Annotated in this window: 17 protein-coding genes; 10 read left to right on the plus strand and 7 right to left on the minus strand. The window is 59.7% G+C overall.

The genetic code is table 11. The annotated features are described in order from the left end of the window. The first annotated feature begins 163 nt into the window (after positions 1 to 163). The 7 genes from BN874_RS08585 (at position 164) to BN874_RS08615 (ending at position 7,912) form a co-directional block, all read left to right on the plus strand. Positions 164 to 913, plus strand: a complete 750-nt coding sequence (locus tag BN874_RS08585; protein WP_034432088.1) for an electron transfer flavoprotein subunit beta/FixA family protein — start codon at positions 164 to 166, stop codon at positions 911 to 913. 18 nt (positions 914 to 931) lie between these two features. Next, a complete protein-coding gene (locus BN874_RS08590) occupies positions 932 to 1,882 on the plus strand; it encodes an electron transfer flavoprotein subunit alpha/FixB family protein (RefSeq protein ID WP_034432089.1) in 951 nt (316 codons plus the stop codon). Positions 1,883 to 1,968: 86 nt separating this feature from the next. Then, positions 1,969 to 3,759, plus strand: coding sequence for an acyl-CoA dehydrogenase (locus tag BN874_RS08595; protein ID WP_034432090.1), 1,791 nt, complete (start codon positions 1,969 to 1,971; stop codon positions 3,757 to 3,759). Between the two features lie 198 nt (positions 3,760 to 3,957). Further along, positions 3,958 to 4,386 (plus strand): RNA polymerase-binding protein DksA, encoded by a 429-nt coding sequence (gene dksA, locus BN874_RS08600; RefSeq protein ID WP_081756255.1) that lies wholly within the window; start codon positions 3,958 to 3,960, stop codon positions 4,384 to 4,386. Then, a complete protein-coding gene (gene gluQRS / locus BN874_RS08605) occupies positions 4,344 to 5,300 on the plus strand; it encodes a tRNA glutamyl-Q(34) synthetase GluQRS (protein WP_420886116.1) in 957 nt (318 codons plus the stop codon). Before dksA ends, gluQRS begins: the two co-directional genes overlap by 43 nt. A gap of 137 nt (positions 5,301 to 5,437) precedes the next feature. Continuing rightward, complete coding sequence (gene acs, locus BN874_RS08610; RefSeq protein WP_034432091.1) at positions 5,438 to 7,375, plus strand: acetate--CoA ligase; 1,938 nt, start codon at positions 5,438 to 5,440, stop codon at positions 7,373 to 7,375. A gap of 222 nt (positions 7,376 to 7,597) precedes the next feature. After that, entirely contained in the window at positions 7,598 to 7,912 is a 315-nt protein-coding gene (locus BN874_RS08615) for a DUF6763 family protein (protein ID WP_034432093.1), read from the plus strand. Between the two features lie 57 nt (positions 7,913 to 7,969). Here the strand turns inward: BN874_RS08615 and BN874_RS08620 are convergent, their stop codons facing one another. Together BN874_RS08620 and BN874_RS08625 are read right to left on the minus strand one after the other, a co-directional pair. After that, on the minus strand, positions 7,970 to 8,950 hold the full coding sequence (locus BN874_RS08620; protein WP_195912143.1) for a serine hydrolase: 981 nt from the start codon (positions 8,948 to 8,950) through the stop codon (positions 7,970 to 7,972). A 103-nt stretch (positions 8,951 to 9,053) separates the two neighbouring features. Further along, positions 9,054 to 10,010 (minus strand): endonuclease/exonuclease/phosphatase family protein, encoded by a 957-nt coding sequence (locus BN874_RS08625; protein ID WP_034432095.1) that lies wholly within the window; start codon positions 10,008 to 10,010, stop codon positions 9,054 to 9,056. A gap of 253 nt (positions 10,011 to 10,263) precedes the next feature. On the opposite strand from BN874_RS08625, the gene BN874_RS24395 reads away from it, so the two are divergent. Beyond that, a complete protein-coding gene (locus tag BN874_RS24395; protein WP_154724825.1) occupies positions 10,264 to 10,536 on the plus strand; it encodes a hypothetical protein in 273 nt (90 codons plus the stop codon). A gap of 74 nt (positions 10,537 to 10,610) precedes the next feature. On the opposite strand, the gene BN874_RS08630 is transcribed toward BN874_RS24395, so the two are convergent. Further along, complete coding sequence (locus tag BN874_RS08630) at positions 10,611 to 13,829, minus strand: serine/threonine-protein kinase (RefSeq protein WP_034432096.1); 3,219 nt, start codon at positions 13,827 to 13,829, stop codon at positions 10,611 to 10,613. Positions 13,830 to 14,053: 224 nt separating this feature from the next. On the opposite strand from BN874_RS08630, the gene aroC reads away from it, so the two are divergent. Continuing rightward, a complete protein-coding gene (gene aroC / locus BN874_RS08635) occupies positions 14,054 to 15,160 on the plus strand; it encodes a chorismate synthase (RefSeq protein WP_034432097.1) in 1,107 nt (368 codons plus the stop codon). 11 nt (positions 15,161 to 15,171) lie between these two features. On the opposite strand, the gene BN874_RS08640 is transcribed toward aroC, so the two are convergent. After that, positions 15,172 to 15,993 carry a carbonic anhydrase gene (locus tag BN874_RS08640; protein WP_034432116.1) on the minus strand — a complete coding sequence of 274 codons (822 nt, stop codon included), beginning with the start codon at positions 15,991 to 15,993 and terminating at the stop codon, positions 15,172 to 15,174. A gap of 103 nt (positions 15,994 to 16,096) precedes the next feature. Between BN874_RS08640 and BN874_RS08645 the strand changes: the two genes are divergently transcribed. Further along, on the plus strand, positions 16,097 to 17,239 hold the full coding sequence (locus BN874_RS08645; protein WP_034432099.1) for an MFS transporter: 1,143 nt from the start codon (positions 16,097 to 16,099) through the stop codon (positions 17,237 to 17,239). Positions 17,240 to 17,245: 6 nt separating this feature from the next. On the opposite strand, the gene BN874_RS08650 is transcribed toward BN874_RS08645, so the two are convergent. The 3 genes from BN874_RS08650 to BN874_RS08660 form a co-directional block, all read right to left on the minus strand. Then, positions 17,246 to 17,569, minus strand: a complete 324-nt coding sequence (locus tag BN874_RS08650) for a DUF3301 domain-containing protein (protein WP_034432100.1) — start codon at positions 17,567 to 17,569, stop codon at positions 17,246 to 17,248. Continuing rightward, a complete protein-coding gene (locus tag BN874_RS08655) occupies positions 17,566 to 18,867 on the minus strand; it encodes a YcjF family protein (RefSeq protein ID WP_230314376.1) in 1,302 nt (433 codons plus the stop codon). Before BN874_RS08655 ends, BN874_RS08650 begins: the two co-directional genes overlap by 4 nt. Then, a partial coding sequence (locus BN874_RS08660) for a GTPase (RefSeq protein WP_034432117.1) occupies positions 18,845 to 19,980 on the minus strand: 1,136 nt, incomplete at its 5' end. The genes BN874_RS08660 and BN874_RS08655, both read right to left, overlap by 23 nt.

Here is a 19,980-nt window from a genome sequence, read left to right on the forward strand (position 1 = left end):
ATAGCCTACACGAGCGGCAGGAACGGAGTGAAACTTCCCACTGACCGTGGTGTAGCCAATAAATGCATTGCATCGCCAAGGGGGACTAAATACCATGCTTCAGTAGGGTTTAGCGCCATTCCAGAATTTCAGAACGCAGAGACTCACAACCAAAAGGTGAACAATGAAAATTCTAGTCGCGGTAAAACGGGTGGTTGATTATAACGTCAAGGTTCGAGCCAAGGCGGACGGTTCCGGGGTAGAAACCACCAACGTCAAAATGTCGATGAATCCGTTCGATGAGATTGCGGTGGAGGAAGCGATCCGCTTGCAGGAAGCGGGCACAGCCAAGGAAATTGTGGCGATCTCGCTGGGGATCGCCGCCTGTCAGGATACGATCCGCACTGCGCTGGCGATGGGCGCCGACCGGGGCATCCTGGTGGAAACCGAGGTTGAACTGCAACCACTGGCAGTCGCCAAGCTGCTCCAGGCGGTGGTCGATCAGGAAAAACCCGATCTGGTTATCCTCGGCAAGCAGGCTATTGATGACGATGCCAACCAGACCGGCCAAATGCTGGCGGCGCTGCTGGGTTGGCCGCAAGGCACTTTTGCCTCCAAGGTCGAGGTTGGGGCGGGCACAGTCAATGTCACCCGCGAAGTGGATGGCGGGCTGGAAACGGTGGCGCTGAAGTTGCCGGCGGTGGTCACCACCGACCTGCGCTTGAACGAGCCGCGTTTCGTCAAGCTGCCCAACATCATGAAAGCCAAGAAAAAGCCGCTGGCCGTATTCAAACCGGCAGATTTGGGCGTGGATGTCGCGCCGCGTTTGATCACTTTGAAAGTGCAGGAACCACCCAAACGGCAGGCAGGGATTAAAGTTGACAGTGTCGCCACTCTGGTCGATAAACTCCACAACGAAGCGCACGCCATCTAACGCCTCAGGTAACGAATCATGAGCATCCTGGTTATTGCCGAACACGACAACGCCGTCCTCAAGGCGGCCACTCTGAACACCATTACCGCCGCTACGCAACTCGGCAGCGATATCGCCGTGCTGGTGGCCGGTCACGGTTGCGGCGCAGTCGCTGAGGCTGCCGCCCAAGTTGCGGGCGTCAAAAAAGTGCTGCTGGCCGACGCGCCGCACTATGCCTATCAACTGGCCGAGAATATGGCGGCGCTGGTAGTCAGCTTAGCGGGCGGTTACAGCCACATCCTGGCGCCTTCGACCGCTGGCGGCAAAAACACGCTACCACGGGTCGCGGCGCTGCTGGATGTGGCGCAGATTTCCGACGTGATCAAGGTGGAGAGCGCCGACACCTTCGTGCGCCCGATCTACGCGGGCAACGTGCTGGCGACGGTGCAATCCAAAGATTCGGTCAAGGTGATGACGGTGCGCGGTACGGCGTTTCCCGCCGCCGTAGCGGTCGGCGGATCCGCCAGTATTGAAGCCGCAGCCCCCGCTGCCGATGCCGGTATTTCCCGCTTCGTTGGTCAGCAATTGACCCAATCCGACCGGCCCGAATTGACCGCCGCCCGCGTTATCGTCTCTGGTGGGCGTGGCATGGGCAACGGCGACAATTTCAAATTGCTGGAGGATGTAGCTGACAAGATGGGCGCAGCGGTAGGCGCCTCCCGCGCTGCCGTAGACGCCGGTTTTGTGCCTAATGATTACCAGGTGGGCCAAACCGGCAAGGTGGTCGCACCCGAACTTTACGTCGCGGTGGGTATCTCCGGCGCTATCCAGCACTTGGCCGGAATGAAGGATAGCAAGGTGATCGTTGCCATCAACAAGGATGAGGAAGCGCCGATTTTCCAAGTGGCTGACTACGGTCTGGTGGCGGACCTGTTCACTGCCATCCCCGAACTGTCCAAGGAATTGGACAAGCTGAAAGCCGCTGGTTAAACATTCCCATTCTGATCCCGCGCCGCTGTTCCAGCGGCGCTCATTCCCCTAATCCCTTATCGTAACTCCCCCCAGAGGAGACGTTTATGACCACCTATTCTGCGCCAACCCGCGATATGCAGTTTGTCATCAATGAATTGGCCGGTTTAGCGGAAGTCGCTGCGCTGCCCGCGTTCGCCGAACAGGAGATCGGCCCCGGACTCTTGGAAGCGGTGCTGGAGGAGGCCGCCAAGCTGGCGACAGAGGTGCTGGCACCCCTCAATAAAGTCGGTGATATCCAGGGCGCACGGATGTCGCCGCAGGGGGTGATTCCCGCCGATGGTTTTGCCGAGGCTTACCAGCAGTTTGTCGAAGGTGGCTGGAACGGCATCGGCTGTTCTACCGAATTTGGCGGGCAAGGGCTGCCGGAGATCATTAACACAGCCACCCAGGAGATGTGGAACTCCGCCAACATGTCCTTCGCGCTGTGTCCGTTGCTCAACGCCGGCGCGATTGAAGCGATCCGTCACGCCGGATCCGCTGAACAGAAGGCGCTGTACCTGCCGAAAATGATCAGTGGCGAATGGACCGGCACTATGAACCTGACCGAGTCGCAGGCCGGTTCTGATTTATCGGCGGTGCGCACCCGCGCTGTACCGGAGGGCGATCATTACCGCCTCTTCGGCCAGAAAATCTTCATTACCTGGGGTGAGCACAACATGACCCCGAATACCGTTCATCTGGTACTCGCCCGTACCCCGGATGCGCCGGAGGGAGTCAAGGGTATCTCGCTGTTCATTGTGCCCAAGTTCCTGATCAACCCGGACGGTTCGCTGGGTGCCCGTAATGATGTTAATGCCGTGTCCATCGAGCATAAGTTGGGTATCCATGCCAGCCCGACCTGTGTGATGGCTTTCGGCGACCAGGACGGTGCGGTGGGCTATCGGGTCGGCGAGGAGAACAAGGGCTTGGTCTACATGTTCATCATGATGAACGAGGCCCGCTTCAAGGTCGGGTTACAAGGGCTGGCCATCGCTAAACGCGCCTATCAGGCGGCGCGGGAATACGCCAGGGATCGGGTGCAGGGTCGGCCGGTGGGCGCTAAGAGTGGTGAGCGGGTGACCATCATTCATCATCCCGACGTGCGGCGGATGCTGATGCTGATGAAATCCCAGAACGAGGCGATGCGGGCGCTGGCCTACGTGGTGGCCGGATATATGGATCTGGCGCGTTATCATCCCGATGCCGCGATCCGTAAAATCCATCAGGCGCGAGTGGATTTGCTGATTCCGGTGGTCAAGGGCTGGTTCACCGAGATTGGTATCGAAATCGCGTCGCTGGGGGTCCAGGTTCACGGCGGCATGGGTTTCATCGAGGAAACCGGCGCTTGCCAGCATCTGCGCGATTCCCGCATCACCACCATTTATGAAGGGACAACCGGGATTCAGGCCGCCGATCTGGCGGGCCGCAAGTTAAGCATGGATCAGGGCGCGGCGATGCGGGCGCTGATTACCGAGATGGGAGAGGTTGCTGAACAGTTGGGTCAAGCGCCCGGTGATGATATGGCTGCGATCCGCACCGGTTTGGGCGAGGGAGTGCGGGCATTGGCCGAGGCGACTCAGTGGATACTCGATACTCGCGACGCTAACGCCGTCATGGCGGTCTCGGTGGATTATCTGATGCTGGCGGGTACGGTCTGCGGCGGCTGGCAAATGGCGCGGGCGGCGCAGGCAGCGCAGCGAAAGTTGAGGGTCGGCGAGGATCTCTTGTTCCACGAAGCCAAACTGGTGAGCGCTCGCTTCTACGCTGAACATGTGTTGCCCAAGACAGCCGCTCTGCTGATCTCAATACGGAACGGCGGGGTCTCAATCATGGCGTTGACTGCCGAGCAGTTCTAGCGTGGCGTCCTGACAGGTCATTCCCTGCGGTCTTGCAAGGGCAGCGCGAAGTTTCGGTTGCCTATTTTTGCCACGGAAAAACGGTTGCGGTACATTTTGCTGATGGCATCACCCCTTGCTGATGTCAGTGTCGTGGTGGACGAGTTGACGACTTGTTCCGCCACGCTGGCTTGGCTGCAAATGCAGGAGCAAATCGCCATGGTCGCTACCCATCCGCTTGCGCAGAGGATGCCCGTGTCCTACTCGTCCGCCGACAACGGGGAGTACATGAATGATGCGCAGTTGGCTGATTTTCGCCAAGTGCTGCTGGAGTGGAAACAAAGTCTGCTGGACGATGTGGGCCGCACGGTGAACCACATGCAGGACGAGGCTACTGCGTTCCCTGACCCCAACGACCGTGCGACTCAGGAGGAGGAGTTCAGCCTTGAACTACGCACCCGTGACCGGGAACGCAAGCTACTAAAGAAGATCAGTGAATCCTTGGCTCAGATTGAAAGCGGCGACTACGGTTATTGCGAAACCTGTGGCATCGCGATTGGGCTGCCACGGATGCGAGCCAGACCGACCGCCACGCGGTGTATTGATTGCAAGATGTTGGAAGAAGTGCGCGAAAAGCGGGGTGGCTAATCTCGGCATGTAAGGTACGCGGTCGGTTTGCGCCGTCCCCAACCGGCTTGCTGCATTTGGGTTCGCTGATTGCCGCGCTGGGCAGTTTTCTGGAGGCGCGGCGGTGTGGTGGTGAATGGTTGCTGCGCATCGAGGATGTAGATAGTCCGCGCACCGTGCCGGGAGCGGCGGATGCCATCTTGCGTACCCTCGAACAGTGTGGGCTGCACTGGGATGGGCCGGTGTGCTATCAAAGTCAGCGGACGGAACGCTATCAAGCAGCGCTGGAGTGGCTGTTGCGCGCCGGACGAGCCTATCCCTGCACCTGTACCCGACGGCAATTGGCGAGCAATCCTCGTGCCCGCGACGGCAGCCCAATCTACCCAGGAACGTGTCGCTGCGGTGTGCGCCAGCCGGATCGACCTTGCGCCATTCGCCTGCGGGTGAATGACGCGCCGATCCTGTTCCAGGATGCGTTGCAAGGCAGCTATCAACAACGATTGGAAAGCGAGGTTGGCGATTTTATCATCCGCCGCGCTGATGGTTTGTTTGCCTATCAACTGGCGGTAGTGGTGGATGACGCTGACCAAGGTATTAGCCAGGTGGTGCGTGGCAGCGATCTGCTGGATTCCACACCCCGGCAGATTTATTTGCAGCGTCTACTCAAACTACCCACTCCCGATTACGCACATCTACCGGTGGCGGTGAACTCCGGTGGCGACAAGTTGAGCAAACAAACCGGGGCGCCGCCGTTGGACGAACGCAATCTTGGTTCCGCGTTGTGGGCTGCGCTGGATTTTCTGGGGCAACAACCGCCGTCTGATTTGGTGCGGGAACCGCCAACGATCATCCTGGACTGGGCGCTGGCCCATTGGCGGTTGGATCGGGTGCCTGCGATCCGGTCCTGTCATCGCGCTTTTTTCGCCTGCCCGTAAATCCCGACCGTGTAGACAAGGCTTAGGTCGTAGACTAAAAATAATGAGTCCCAAATAGGCGCGGAAATAGCTTCCACCGCCGCCTGCGCTGAATGCACTACGCATATCACCACCACCGCTAAAGGAGACATACGATAATGTCTGACAGCAAAATTTATCCGGTACCCGCCGAAGTCGCCGCCCACGCCTGGATCAACGACGCGCAATATCAGGAAATGTATCAGCGCTCGGTGGATGACCCAGACGGGTTTTGGGCGGAGCAAGCCAAGCAATTCGTCACTTGGTTCAAACCTTGGGACAAGGTGCTGGACTGGGATTTCACCAAGGGCCACATTCGCTGGTTCGAGGGGGGCACGCTCAATGTCAGTTACAACTGTCTGGATCGCCATCTGGCGACACGCGGCGATCAGGTCGCCATCATCTGGGAAGGCGACAGCCCCAACGAAGACCGGAAAGTCACCTATAAACAACTGCATACCGATGTGTGCAAGTTCGCCAATGTGCTGAAGGGGCTGGGCGCCAAGAAAGGGGATCGAATCTGCATTTACATGCCGATGATCCCCGAAACTGCGGTCGCCATGCTGGCTTGCACCCGCATCGGTGCCATTCACTCCATCGTATTCGGCGGCTTCTCGCCCGATTCGCTAAAAGATCGCATCCTCGATGCGACCTGCACCCTGGTCATTACCTCTGACGAGGGGATGCGCGGCGGGCGCAAGGTGCCGATGAAGGCCAATATCGACAAAGCGGTGCAGAGTACGCCGAGCGTACAGAAGACTGTGGTGGTCAAGCGTACCGGTGGCGACGTTGCTTGGGTCGAAGGCCGCGACGTGTGGTATCACGAGCTGATGGCTACGGCGTCCGCCGACTGCCCGCCCGAACACATGGACGCCGAGGATCCGCTGTTTATCCTGTACACCTCCGGCTCCACCGGCAAGCCCAAAGGCGTGCTGCATACCACGGGCGGCTATCTGCTGCATAGCGCGATCACCCACAAATATATCTTCGACTATCATGACGGCGATATTTACTGGTGTACCGCTGACGTGGGTTGGGTCACCGGCCACTCCTACATCGTCTACGGCCCATTGGCCAATGGCGCTACCACGCTGATGTTTGAAGGCATCCCGACCTACCCGAACGTGAGCCGGTTCTGGGAGGTGGTGGACAAGCATCAGGTTAATATCTTCTACACCGCGCCGACCGCGATCCGCTCGCTGATGCGTGAGGGCGAGGAACCGGTCAAGCGCACCTCACGTAAGTCGCTGCGGCTGCTGGGTTCGGTGGGTGAGCCGATCAATCCCGAAGCTTGGGAGTGGTACTACAACCATATCGGCGATGGCCGCTGCCCGATTGTGGACACCTGGTGGCAGACCGAGACTGGTGGCATTTTGATCACCCCGCTGCCCGGCGCTACCGCGCTGAAGCCCGGTTCCGCTACCCGCCCGTTTTTTGGGGTATGCCCGGCGATAGTAGATGCCGAGGGCCAATTTCTGGAAGGCGCCACCGACGGTAATCTGGTCATCACCCGGCCATGGCCGGGGATCATGCGCACCTTGTACGGCGACCATCAGCGCTTCGTCGACACCTATTTCTCGATGTATAAGGGACTGTACTTCACTGGTGACGGCGCTCGTCGCGACGAGGATGGCTATTACTGGATCACCGGTCGGGTGGACGACGTGATCAATGTTTCTGGTCACCGCATGGGCACCGCTGAAGTTGAATCGGCGCTGGTGTTGCATCCAGCGGTCGCTGAGGCTGCCGTGGTCGGCTATCCGCATGACATCAAGGGGCAGGGCATCTACGCCTATGTCACTTTGAAACTGGGCATCGAACCGACCGAGGCGTTACGTAAGGAACTGATCGCCCACGTCCGCAAGGAAATCGGTCCGATTGCTTCACCCGACGAATTGCAATGGGCGCCCGGTCTGCCCAAGACCCGTTCCGGCAAGATCATGCGCCGTATCCTGCGCAAGATCGCGGCCAATGAAGTGGATGCCCTGGGGGATACCTCGACGCTGGCCGATCCGAATGTGGTCAGCGATCTGGTGGATAACCGCGCCGTCAAGTAGCGCTGAGTGATTGGCCGCAGCCCAGGCTGTGGCTGGTTGAACCTGTACCATGAACCCGGTCCTTCCCTGAAGGGCCGGTTTTTTTAGCGCTCGGTTGTTGAATTTCTGTTGATCCCAAGGTTGAATTGTAGGCGGGGAATTGTTCAAAATTGACCGTAACAATTAAAAGCCAAGCCGGTAGGCCTGCCGGCGCCCCACCCCCCGCCTCAACAGGAGACCGGTATGAGCGACGTTGATCCCATCATTGGTAATTGGTATCGCAACCAGGAAACCGGCAACGATTTCGAGGTTGTCGCCCTGGATGAGGATGCCCAGACCATCGAAATTCAATACTTTGATGGCGAATTGGAAGATCTGGATTTGGACGCCTGGTACGAGCTGCCGATTGAGTCCATCGAAGCCCCGGAGGACTGGTCCGGTCCCTTCGATGAAATGGAATCGGACGATCTGGGCTACGAAAAAGAGGAAGATGCAGCGAAGGACGAAGACGATGTGAGCGACGAGGATGATTTGCTCGCGGACCACGACGAGGATTGAACCCGTAACTTCAGCAGGTGGGTATTGCAACACCGGCGGAAACCGTGACGGCCTGAATCACACCAGAGGGTAAGTGTGTTGCAACTGCTCATATACCATGCCGGATATTTCCCTGATCACATCGCCACGCGCCTGCTGCCAGGCCGGATAGTTCTGGGCTGGTTGGGCCTTTTCGATGATGCCGATGAAAGTATAGGGGTAACTTCGTCCATCGCGACCTCGAGCTACCAGAATGCCCATATCGCCGCACAGCCGCGCCGTAGTGCCAGTCTTGTCGAGAACCTGTGTCTGTCGCGCTACCCCCACCGCGTCGGTGTAAATCCGATCCCGGTTCGGGAGATACATCAGCCGCCTGAGTTCACCGGAATAAGGAAGTTGGTCGTACCAGAGTGCTTGCAGGAAGCGATGGTAGTCGAGCGCAGAGGCCCGGTTGCGGTAACTCCGTCCATCGCCGGGGATGCGTTCAACGATCCGGGTTTGGCGGAAAACGCCGGGATAACGCTGCTTGAGAGTAAGTTCCGCCTCGGCGGGACCGGAGCGGTGGCTGGTCCGGCTCAGTAACTCAATGAAATAGTTGGTGGCGCGGTTGTCGCTGTGCTGGATCATGGCCTCCATGCGCTGGCGATGGAACGGGGTATAACTGAGTTTGCCTTCCTGCACCTTGTGGAAAAAGGCCAGCGCAATGAACGGCTTGATCATGCTGGCGCTTTGATAGGGCGTAGCGGCGTTGATGGTGACCAGGAATCGTCGGCTGGTGAAATCATGGACCAACCAGGCCGTGCTTTCATTGGCCGCGAGTCGACCCGCCTGGCGCAACTGCATCAGATAGCGTTGGATCGTGAGATTAAGATCAGTGGATTCTAGGCGCTGAATCCTGAGTGGGGTCGAAGGTTGAAAGTAGCGCACCGGCCCGTTTGGGTGGGCCACAGGCGGTGGCTCTATCCACCGGGCCGCAGTGCTGGATTGCGGCAGAATCCCGAGGCCGGCGGTTGCGAACAGGGTCGTCAATCGAGTGAGAAACGTGCGCCTGGAAGCCATGGCAACCGCGTCAGAGTCAGATTCGATGAGTGAAGTTAAAGAGGTGCGGCGAGAACTCATGGTTAGGCGGTCTCCAGCAGGATGGAGTGAGATTGAACGGTTATTATGGGCCGATGACCTGGAATTCGACCATGACCGGATAATGATCGGAGCCGATGGCCGATCCAGCTTTCCGTTGCAGAGTCTGGATTCCTTCGGAGAACAGCGCATGGTCAATCGGCGTCCACAGCAACGGCCAGTCGGCAGGCCAGGACGGCTGAATGCCGCGCCCTTGCAGGCTGTTGTGCAGACCGGAATCGGCCAGCAAGCGAGTGAAATACGGCGACCACGGTGAGGTGTTGAGATCGCCCAGTACCAGCAGCGGTGGCGGAGTCTGGCGTATCAGTGTCGCCAGTTGATGCAGTTGTTCGTTGCGGCCTTGGGCAAACGCGGCGCTGACCGGTGGCCACGGGTGAACCCCGATTACGGTAAACGGATGTCCGCTGGCGGCGATAACAGCCACAATAGCCGGTGGACCTGCATCGCCGAAGTGAATGACGCGAGCTGAGGAGAAGGGATGGCGACTGAGGAGGGCGATGCCAAAGGGGTCATCTCGCGGCTCGGCCATACGATGTGGATAGTGTTCGTTTAGATCACGCAGACGGTCGAGCAGCCATGGGGTTGCTTCCAGTAGCACCACTACATCGGGATCGAACTCCATGATGGCTTGCCGGATGCGTTCGTGGTCGCGGTTGTCGATATTGACATTGGCGAGCAAGGCCCGTAACACAGGTAATCCATCACGAGCAGCCCGCGCCGTGGGGTTATCGCTCCAGAATGCCGGCGCGATGACTGCTGCGTTGAGCAGGGCAAAGATTCCGAATAGCGTTGCCCAGTACCATTGACGCATCAGCAGTAGAAGGATCACGAATGTGCCCAGGGCGAGCGCATACTGCACCCGGAAATGCGTAGTGAGTTCAAAGACCCACCAGAAATTTCCAGCGAAACCGGCCAGCGTAACCCAGCAGCCCAAAACGCCGGCGGCGATGAGCAACCCGCTGAAACTGACACTGGTTTTCATGACTGGAACCCTGGAATCGTCATAGAGGATGGATAGGTGGGGCTGCGAAATGTGCTGGGCTGGTACCCTGACAGGTATCAGGGAAAACCACGATAGCACTCGCGAAATTCCTGATTTACTCTAAGGTTACGAATCTTGATATTACCCGTGCTAGAGACAAGGCTGAAACGATAACATCGTATAAAAAATCAAAAAATGGCGCTCAGGGAGGGCCAGCGGTGGCGCCACTGACTACCAAAGCGAGGAATTCAAAATGAAAAACGACATTACCCGTCCGGTGAAAGCCAAGCGTTATGGTAGCGAAGGATTGATGCCAGCGGACAAGCATAGCTGTCCATATCGCGGCACAACCTCTTGTGTCAGTGCCAGTGGCGGTAGTTATTGCGGTGGTTACGGTGGGGATGCACCCATTAAAGGTAGCCAGTTGCACTCGGTCAGGTGCCTGGAAGAGAACAATACGGACTTCATTCCGTATGGCTGGCCGGGAGTGCCGCGCCGGATGATGCACCCTCTACAACCTCGTTAATACAGCCTTGGGTGCCAATCAGGCGTGTCATTCCGGTCAAGGGTAGGCGGCAATGCCCTACCCTAAGCGCCTGATCACGGCTCCACCTTCACCCGGATTTTCTGGTCGTTCTGCCACTCGCCAACGATTTTCTGCCCACCCTCGTAAAGTATGCCCTGTCCATTCTTGCGCCCATTACGCCACTCGCCCTCGTAGCGGTCACCGCTGCTGTAATAGTACACACCCTGACCATTGGGCTGGTCGTTGGCGAAATCACCGACATATTTATCGCCACGGTCGGCGTAGAGATAGGTGCCTTGACCGTGCTTGCGTCCATTGCGCCATTCGCCGTTATAGCGGTTGCCACTGCGGTAATAATAAGTACCTTGGCCGCTGATCACACCGTTGCGCCACTCACCGGTGTATTTCTCCCCACGGCCCGCATAGACATAAGTGCCTTGTCCATGCATCTTGGCGTCGCGGAACTGCCCCGAGTATTCACTGCCGTCTGGATAGCGGTAAGTCCCTTCGCCATTCTCGCAATTGCCACGCAGGCAATTGGCGGACTGTCCGGGCTGGGTCGCCTTGGCCACGGTTTGAGTGTCTGGGACATGCGGTTTCGGGGATTCCGGTTCCGATACCGACGGCGGTGTAGCAAGTTTGGCAGTAGCGACCTCCGATTTCCGGGGAAGGACGGCTGAGAGGGTACTTTCGTCACCGGCACGCAGATCAACCTGTCCATTCCAGTCGGTATAGCCTTCTTGGCGGACGCGCACTTTGTAGGAACCCGGCTTCAGTTCTACTTCCAGCGGCGCGGTGCCTACATTGCGTCCGTTAATCCAGACTTCAGCGTCGTCCAGGTTCGCCCGGATTTTCAGCAGCCCCGGAGCGGAAGGTTGTTGTTGCAACTGCTTCAATTTGGCGCGAGCCGATGAGACTTGCCGACTCTTGGGGTAAGCGGAAAGGAACTGTTCAATCTCGGTGGGATCGGTACTGTTCCTGACCGCTGCCCAGGCTTGATCGGCGGTACGCGGCTTGGCTGTCGCATCGGACGGTTCTGGCGAGCGACCATCGAGAATGCCCTGTGGGGCTACCGTCACCTGCATGCTGACGCTATCCGCAGTTTCGGTCTTGGACAGTCGGGCATGGCGATCCTGAGCAATGATCCGGGTTTCGGTATCGTTGGAGGTTGACGCCGGTGAGGAGCGATCCTGGGGCTGGGGGACGGAGACCAGATCGAGCGGCGGCGCTTTCACGTCTGCGGGTCGCTCGGTTCGGATCGGAGCTGAAGGCGCTGCGATTTCGGTTTCAGCCTGGTCGGTCGGAGGTGACGGGGTTTTAACGACGGCTTGCGTCCGGGCCGTCAATTGTTCGCGTAAACCGGTGATCCGGGAATCGCTGCGGTTAAGCCGCTCCAGTTTGTCGAGCGAACTCTGTGCCGCCTTGATATCGCCACGCCGCACCGCCGCCGCCGCCAGGTCCGCATAGTGATCGGCGATTTGAGCCAGACCCGCGCGCGCTTCGGCGTTACCTGGATCGCGCTGAAGTACGTTGCTATAACAGTCAGCGGCATTGCCGCCCTTGCCCGAAGTCAGCCGGTTGGCTTGCAAATAACCAGTGCATTCCCGGAGCAGGGCAGCCACCCGATCAACTGGCTCGACCGGTGTTTGAACTGGCAGTGGTGCGGCCTTGGCATCGCGTAATTGCCTGCGCACTTCATCGCGCAGCGCCAGCAGCCGGGAGTGGTCGGGAGCCTGCTGCAAGCCCTGCTCGATCTGCACCAGGCTGGTCTCGTAGGCGCGGTTGCGCTGAGCATCCAGCGCCCGCGCCAACGACTCATCGGCTTTCTTCCGGTGCTGCTCGGCGTCAGCTTGCAGGCGAGCCTGTTCCGCTTTACGCCGTTCTTCCGCCGCCGCCTGCTGGCGCGCCGCCTCGGACTGACCTTGGTTTTTGGTGAATCGCGCCTGCACCTCTCGTTTGAGGGTCAGCAGACCGGGATGATCGGGCAGGGCCTGCAAGCCCTGTTCGATATGGACCAGGCTCCGATCCAGCGCACCTTCCTGTTGGGCACGCTGGGCTTGTTCCAAAAACTGATCCGCCTGCAATTTCGCCTGTTGTCGCTGCTCTTCCCATATTTTACGGGTTTGGACATCGGTGATTTGCCGGTTGACCTGCTCGCGCAGCGCCAGCAGTTCGGGATGGTCGGGTGCGAGTTGTAAACCCTGTCCGATCAGGCCGAGACTGTCCTCCAGTGCGCCCTCCTGCTGGCGCTGGTGGGCTTGGGCGAGCCGTTGCTCAACTTCAGCGCGCCGCTGAACCGCCGGGTCGGCAGCAGGCGTCGTCGTGGGTGTAGCGACCACCAGCGGCGGGGTTGGCGGGGTGCGCAGGAACCAGAACCAGGAACCGCCGGCCAGCGTCACCCCCGCCAGAAGCACGGCCACTGCCTCGGCTTTCCAACCCCGGCGAGGTTGGGTGGGGGTGGCGCTCCTCCGGGTCAGATCGGCGATATTAAGCGGACCTACCGGGATCGCATCTGGGTTATCCAGGGCGGCGATGAACTCCTGACCGCTTTGGAAACGCTGGTTCGGATCCTTATCAAGCAATTTGTTCAGCAGGGGTTGAAAGCGGCACAGTTCTGGCGGCAGTTCGGGAATCGGTGCAGTCACATGCATCATCGCCAGCGCAAAGCTGTCATTCGCGTTGTAAGGCACTGCGCCGGTGAGCATCTCATAAAGCAGGACGCCAAAGCTGTACAGATCGGCGCGGGCGTCCACATCCTGACCGCGTATCTGCTCTGGACTCATGTAACGCGGGGTGCCGATGGACAACCCGGTACGAGTCATAATCGTGCTGCTGCCCAGGGTTTTGGCGATGCCGAAGTCGGTGAGTACCGGGCTGCCGTTTTCGCGGAACAGAATATTCTGCGGTTTGATGTCGCGGTGAATAATGCCGCGATGATGGGCGTAGTGCAGGGCACCGGCGATGGACCGGGCGACGGCCAGCGCCTCTTTCAGCGGCAGGCCATCGCGGATCCGCTGTTGCAGGGTATCGCCCGGCAGGTACTCCATGGACAGGTAATAGTTACCCTCGTAGGACGCGATGTCGTAGACCGTGACGATATGCGGATCGCTGAGCTGGGCGATGATGCGGCCTTCCCGCAGGAAGCGCTGGGCGAATTCTTCGTCGGTGGTGAGAACGGGCTTGATGACTTTCAGCGCGACATGGCGGTGCAGCGACTCCTGCAGGGCGAGATAGACAATCGCCATGCCGCCTTGACCGAGTTCGCGCTCGATCTGATAGCCTGGAATATGCATGTTCAGGTCCTGTTGCTATGGGCGTCGCACGGGGTGAGTCGGTGCCGGTGGGCGGAGAACAAGATACGGCGCAGGTTTAGCACGGTATGATAGTTCCACAAAGTGTAAGTCGTCGGTTGGGTTGCGGCAAAAACGATAAAATTTGAACCAAGCAAATAATGTGCCTCCCATTTTACAACCGGTGGCGCGATCTGCCACCGCCTTCGTGCGAGGAGTCTTTGCGCATGTCCGGTAATACCTTTGGCAAGCTGTTTACCGTCACCACCTTTGGCGAGAGCCACGGCCCGGCGCTGGGCGCCATCGTGGACGGCTGCCCACCGGGGTTGGCGTTGGCCGAGGCCGATTTACAATATGATCTGGATCGCCGTCGGCCAGGCAAGAACCGCCATACTACTCAGCGCCGCGAGCCGGACCAGGTGCGCATCCTGTCCGGGGTGTTTGAAGGCCGAACCACCGGGGTGCCGATTGGGTTGTTGGTTGAGAATGTGGATCAGCGATCCAAGGATTACGGCAAGATTATGGATCGATTCCGGCCCGGCCACGCTGATTATCCCTACCAGCAAAAATATGGCCGGCGTGATTATCGCGGCGGTGGTCGCTCCTCGGCGCGGGAAACCGCACTGCGGGTCGCGGCAGGCGCCATTGCTAAAAAATATCTGCGCGAACGCTACGGGGTGGAGATTCGCGGCTATCTGGCCCAATTGGGGCCGATTCGACCGGTCAGACTGGTCTGGGAAGAAGTGGACAATAACCCGTTCTTCTGCCCAGACCCGGATAAGGTGGCGGAATTGGAGCAGTTTATGGACGCGCTGCGCAAATCCGGCGATTCCATCGGCGCACGGGTAACGGTAGTCGCTACTGGGGCGCCGGTGGGCTGGGGCGAGCCGGTTTTCGACCGATTGGATGCCGATATTGCCCACGCGCTAATGAGTATTAACGCGGTCAAGGGTGTCGAGATCGGCGCGGGTTTTGCCAGCGTGGAACAGCGCGGCACCGAACATCGCGATGAACTCAGCCCGGAAGGTTTTCTGAGCAATAACGCGGGTGGGGTTGTGGGTGGAATTTCCACCGGTCAGGATATTGTTGCCAGCATGGCGCTGAAACCGACCTCCAGCATCCGCTTGCCGGGGCGCACCATCAATCTCCAGGGCGAGGCGGTGGAGGTGGTGACCCAGGGTCGCCACGATCCCTGCGTCGGGATCCGCGCCACCCCGATTGCTGAGGCGATGCTGGCGCTGGTGCTGATGGATCACGCCCTGCGTCATCGGGCCCAGAATCTGGATGTGCGCACGGCTACGCCGACGATTCCCGGCGCGATCCGCAGCCTCTGACCCTGCCTGGATCAATTGAACAGCATCTCTACCATGCCGCTGTCCAGATCGTAGCGGGCGCCGACGATTTTCAATCGCCCGCTCTCTTCAGCGGCGGCCAGCACCGGTGATTTTTTCAGGCGCTGCACGGTGAGTGAAACGTTGGCCCGCATGGCGTTTTCGGCCAGATCGCCCATCCCCCAGGCGTGGGCTTTGTCAATAGCGGGTTTCAGGCTTTTGACCAGGTAGCCGATCTCACCCGGCACGGCGGCGGGTTCGCCCTTACCGCGCCGATGCTCGCCGCCACCGTGTTCCAGCACTTCGATGCTGGCCTTGATCGCCCCGCAGCGTTCATGCCCCAGCACCATAATCAGCGGAATCTTGAGTTCAAAGCTGCCAAACTCGATGCTGCCCAGCACCGCTTCATCGATCACCTGACCGGCAGTGCGAATCACAAACAGATCGCCCAGACCACGGTCGAAAACCAGCTCTGGCGGCACTCGCGAATCCACGCAGCCGAGAATGGTGGCGAAAGGTTGCTGCGACTTGGCGATTTCAGCGCGCCGCTGGAGCGAACGATTGGGGTCAGTAAGACGGTTGGCGACGAAGCGCTGGTTGCCATCCATCAACCGCTGCAAGGCTTGCTGCGGCGAAGTCATCGCCGCTTCAGTGGTGCTGTGTCCGGTCTCGGTGGGCGGATCGACCGTAGCGCCGCCGGGTGTCTTGGGTATTTGCGGTGGCATGTCCTGTTCCGCCAGCGCCGGGTAACCGGCACAGGCGGCTACGGTGGCGCCCAAGGTGGCCATGCTGGACAGCCGCAAAAAATCACGGCGTGAAAAAATGGGCTCGGACATGAGAATTCCCCCTGTAGCAATCAGTTTGTCGTTATCAGGGCGCATTGTAGAAGTTCCGCTCGCTGTTGTCGGCAAGCTGCACTGAATTTTCACCCGATCTCCCATGCTCACTCTCGGTCTCTACGCCCGTCTGTCCGGTTTTTATCTGTTCTACTTCGCCGCCTTGGGAGTGTTGCTACCGTATTGGGGTTTGTATCTGCAAGCGCTGGGTTTTGATCCGGCGCGGATCGGCGAATTAACCGCAATCCCGCAAGCCACCAAGCTGGTCGCGCCCAATCTGTGGGGCTGGCTGGCGGATCGCAGCGGCTGGCGGATGCGGATGGTGCGTTGGGCCTGTCTGGCGACGGCGCTGAGCTTCGCCGGGGTCTATGCAGCGGGGAATTCCTATCTCGGACTGGCGTTGGTGGGACTGCTGTTCAGCTTCTTCTGGAATGCTGCGCTGCCCCAGTTTGAGGCGGTCACCCTCAATCATCTCGGCCAACACACCCACCATTACAGCCAGGTGCGGTTGTGGGGATCGGTGGGTTTTGTCGTAGCCGCAGTTGGGGTGGGCTTTTTGGTGCGGGACTGGGGTATTAGCCTCGTGCCGGCGCTGATGCTGGGGTTATTTATTGCAATATGGTTGAACAGCTTGCTGGTGCCGGATCGACCCGCCGCACCACTGACTCAGGCTGCGCCACCGCTTGCCCAGGTGCTGCGCCAGCCTGCGGTGATCGCTTTTTTTACTGCCTGCTTTCTCAATCAGGCCGCCCACGGCGCGTATTACGGCTTCTTCTCGTTGTATCTGGAAGGCTACGGTTATTCCCGCGAATTCATTGGCCTGTTGTGGGGGCTGGGGGTGACGGTCGAGGTGGGAATGTTCCTGCTGATGCACCGGTTGCTGCCGCGCTTCGGGCCGCGTCGGTTGATGTTGGCGGCACTGGCGCTGGCCACGCTGCGTTGGTGGCTCATCGGTCATTTTGCCGGTGAGCTGCCGATCCTGTTGTTCGCCCAGACCCTGCACGCCTTCAGTTTCGGGGTGTTCCATGCGGTGTCCATGCATCTGATTCACCAATTCTTTCCCGGATCGCTCCAAGGACGCGGCCAGGCGTTGTACAGCAGTTTGAGTTTCGGTGCGGGCAATGCGGTGGGGAGTCTGGCTGCGGGTTATCTGTGGCAAGGATTGGGAGCGGTGGCGATGTTCGATTTGGCAACGGCGTTAGGCGCGCTGGGCTGGTGGGTGGCATGGCGAGGGTTGCGGGTGTGAGCGGGATTACGGCACCAGCAGATCGCCGCCTTCCATATGCAGCACTTCCACCCGCCAGCCCACCAGCAGTACGCTGCCGATCCGGCGATGTTGCCCGGTGTCGCTAAACTCGAACAGATACAATCGCTCCAGCTTCAATCGCCCATCGCGGTCGCGCCGCCACCACAGCCGTTCCAGCGCTACGGTATCGTCCAGCAGTTGCACCTGGCTCTGCTGGCAGGCTCTGGCGCTGGCGGCACAGGCGTGTTCACGGGCGCCGAGGCTGTCGCGCCAGAACCATAAGCCGATGCCGGATAAAGCGAAAAATCCGAGCAGGAAGGAAAAGCTCATAGCAGCGGTTTCAATCGGGCCAGGATGTCATCCCGCGCCTGGGCCAGCAGCGATTCCCGATCCAGGCTGTCAAGAATGTCCTGCACCGCCCGCTTCGGCCCGCCCTCGCCCCAGGATTTGCCCTGAGCGAAATACTGCTCGGCGGCGCGCCCTACCACATAGGTGCCGTACCAGGCTACCGCGCCTTGCGCTCCGGCTGTTACTACCGTAGACAGCCCCAGACTGATGCCTTTGAGCGCTGACGCCACCAGGTTCATTCCCCACACCGTGCCCATCAGAAACACCAGTTGGGTGAAGATGGTTTTGAGCAGCGAACCGGCTTCGGTGCGGCTGATCGGCAGGCCGTACACCCGGCTCAGATGCAGAATCATTGCGGCGTCGGTGGCGACCGCCGCCAGAATGTCGGCCACCGGAATCGGGTTCAGCGCCACCGCCACGCCTTTCCCCAGGCAATAATTACGTACTATCTTATCCGCGACATCATGGCGGATGGTGATGATCTCGCGGCTCAGCCGGTCGGAAAAGCGCCCGGCAAACAGTCCCGCGTTGAGCGCCGCCATGGTTTTGCCTTCAGCTTTGAGGATGTCCCAAATCCGCTCGCGCAAGGCGGTGACGTCGGCGGGAGGACAGCGGCGGGTTTCAGTTTCATTGCCGTCAGCGTCCACCAGAATCACGATGCGCTCGGTCGGCTGGGCGGCGGCGATCACAATATCCTGGGGTTGAATCAGCCCCTCAGTGCGCTCGCGCAGCGTCTGCAACAACAATTCGCGGTCGGCGCGGGTGTAGCGGTCGATTTTGTTCAGCACCAACACCAGCCGCTGCGCCACGCCCTTGACCTGCCGCAACGCCTTTAGCTCGGTGTCGGTGATGTCGCCGTCCACCACAAACATGACCAGATCGCTGCGGGTGGCTACATCGTGCGCCAGTTGTTCCCGCGCTTCGCCCGCCACTTCGTTGATGCCGGGCGTATCAATCAGGAATACGCCGCCGGCGTCGTACTCCTGCCAGCGGGCGTGGTCGGCGCGGGTGGTCTCGCCGTGTAACGGGCTGGTCGAGAACCGCATTGCGCCTAGCAAGGCGTTCAGCAGTGCCGACTTGCCGACGCTGACCCGCCCGAACACCGCGATGTGAACATGGCCGTGTTCAATCTTGTCCAGCAGCACTTGCAGTTGCTGGTACTCCTCAGCCAGCGCCGCCCGCACCGGCGGCGGTACCCGTTTGTCGTCCAGCAGTTCCCGCAGGCTGTCGCGAGCCAGCGCCAAGTGGGCATCGCCGTTAACCGGGAGGGGTTCCGGCACTGTCACCCTCCCGTTGCCGCGCCCAAACCAGTTGGGCCAATCGTTTTGCACGCGCTTCCAAATCTTCACTCAGGTTATCCTCGAACATCCGCAAGGCGGGGCCGCTTGCCAGATCGCCACGGCTTTCCAGAGAGCGGGCGACCGCTTTGCCCAGACTCTCGAAGATCAGCCCATAGACCACAGCGTGCATCATGCCACCTACCACGGTGCCCATGCCGGGAAAAGCCTTGAACACGTTGCCGACCAGAGCCAGCAACAGGTTGAGGCTGCGCTTGAGCTGGTTGCCGGCCAAATCCAGGAAGCGCTGCATATCCACCTCACGCGCCGGCACTTCGTACAGTGCGCATAATTCCTTCATCAGATTAAAGCCCAGATAGCCCTGAATCAGCACGTCGGTACCGGGACTGACTGCGGCCAGTGCGCCGAACACGGCCTTGCGCGAATAACCTTGGACAATGGCATCGGCTTTTTCGCGGCGGTGCTGGGCGACAGCGGTATCCAGCTTCTGCTGCGCCAGCACGAACACGGCGGTGTCACGCAGCGCATCCAGCACCTGCGGATCGCTGTCGAGATAGCGTTGCAGGGCGCGGCGCAACTCATCAGTCTGCGCCGGGCGTTCACGCACACTGGTTTCCTCGCGACCGTCGTGATAAATGCGGGTGACTTCCTCCATCCCGCCGCATTGCACTGGCGCCACTTCCAGGCGCTCGCCGACCCTCTCAGCCAGTCGTTCGCGCACCAGTTCCAGTTCCCGCCTGGTATAGCGATCCATCTTGTTCAGCGCCACGATCAGCGGGCTGCCCAGATCGACCAGAGTGCGCAGCGCCTGGTACTGATCGCGGGTCAGGTCGCCCTCACAAACGTAGAGGACGACATGAGCGCGTAATGCCTCGTCACGGGCCAAGGGATCCATGGTTCCATCCGCTTCATTCAACCCCGGCAGATCCGCCAAAATCAAGCGGTCACCGGCGGAACTGGTCCAGATGTAGTAGTTCACGCTGCGGGTGGTGCCACCGCGCACGTCAACGGCGATCTCGGTACCCGGCAACAGGGAGCGGATCAACGAGGACTTGCCCGCGCTGATCTCGCCGAACACTGCCACCACGATCTCGC

Origin of the sequence: Candidatus Contendobacter odensis Run_B_J11 (assembly GCF_000531125.1) — a bacterium.
Taxonomy (GTDB): domain Bacteria; phylum Pseudomonadota; class Gammaproteobacteria; order Competibacterales; family Competibacteraceae; genus Contendibacter; species Contendibacter odensensis.

Coding starts and splice junctions, on each gene's coding strand:
- BN874_RS08585 (WP_034432088.1), top strand. CDS start 164: ATGAAAATTCTAGTCGCGGTAAAACGGGTGGTTGATTATAACGTCAAG.
- BN874_RS08590 (WP_034432089.1), top strand. CDS start 932: ATGAGCATCCTGGTTATTGCCGAACACGACAACGCCGTCCTCAAGGCG.
- BN874_RS08595 (WP_034432090.1), top strand. CDS start 1,969: ATGACCACCTATTCTGCGCCAACCCGCGATATGCAGTTTGTCATCAAT.
- dksA (WP_081756255.1), top strand. CDS start 3,958: ATGGTCGCTACCCATCCGCTTGCGCAGAGGATGCCCGTGTCCTACTCG.
- acs (WP_034432091.1), top strand. CDS start 5,438: ATGTCTGACAGCAAAATTTATCCGGTACCCGCCGAAGTCGCCGCCCAC.
- BN874_RS08615 (WP_034432093.1), top strand. CDS start 7,598: ATGAGCGACGTTGATCCCATCATTGGTAATTGGTATCGCAACCAGGAA.
- BN874_RS08620 (WP_195912143.1), bottom strand. CDS start 8,950: ATGGCTTCCAGGCGCACGTTTCTCACTCGATTGACGACCCTGTTCGCA.
- BN874_RS08625 (WP_034432095.1), bottom strand. CDS start 10,010: ATGAAAACCAGTGTCAGTTTCAGCGGGTTGCTCATCGCCGCCGGCGTT.
- BN874_RS24395 (WP_154724825.1), top strand. CDS start 10,264: ATGAAAAACGACATTACCCGTCCGGTGAAAGCCAAGCGTTATGGTAGC.
- BN874_RS08630 (WP_034432096.1), bottom strand. CDS start 13,829: ATGCATATTCCAGGCTATCAGATCGAGCGCGAACTCGGTCAAGGCGGC.
- aroC (WP_034432097.1), top strand. CDS start 14,054: ATGTCCGGTAATACCTTTGGCAAGCTGTTTACCGTCACCACCTTTGGC.
- BN874_RS08640 (WP_034432116.1), bottom strand. CDS start 15,993: ATGTCCGAGCCCATTTTTTCACGCCGTGATTTTTTGCGGCTGTCCAGC.
- BN874_RS08645 (WP_034432099.1), top strand. CDS start 16,097: ATGCTCACTCTCGGTCTCTACGCCCGTCTGTCCGGTTTTTATCTGTTC.
- BN874_RS08650 (WP_034432100.1), bottom strand. CDS start 17,569: ATGAGCTTTTCCTTCCTGCTCGGATTTTTCGCTTTATCCGGCATCGGC.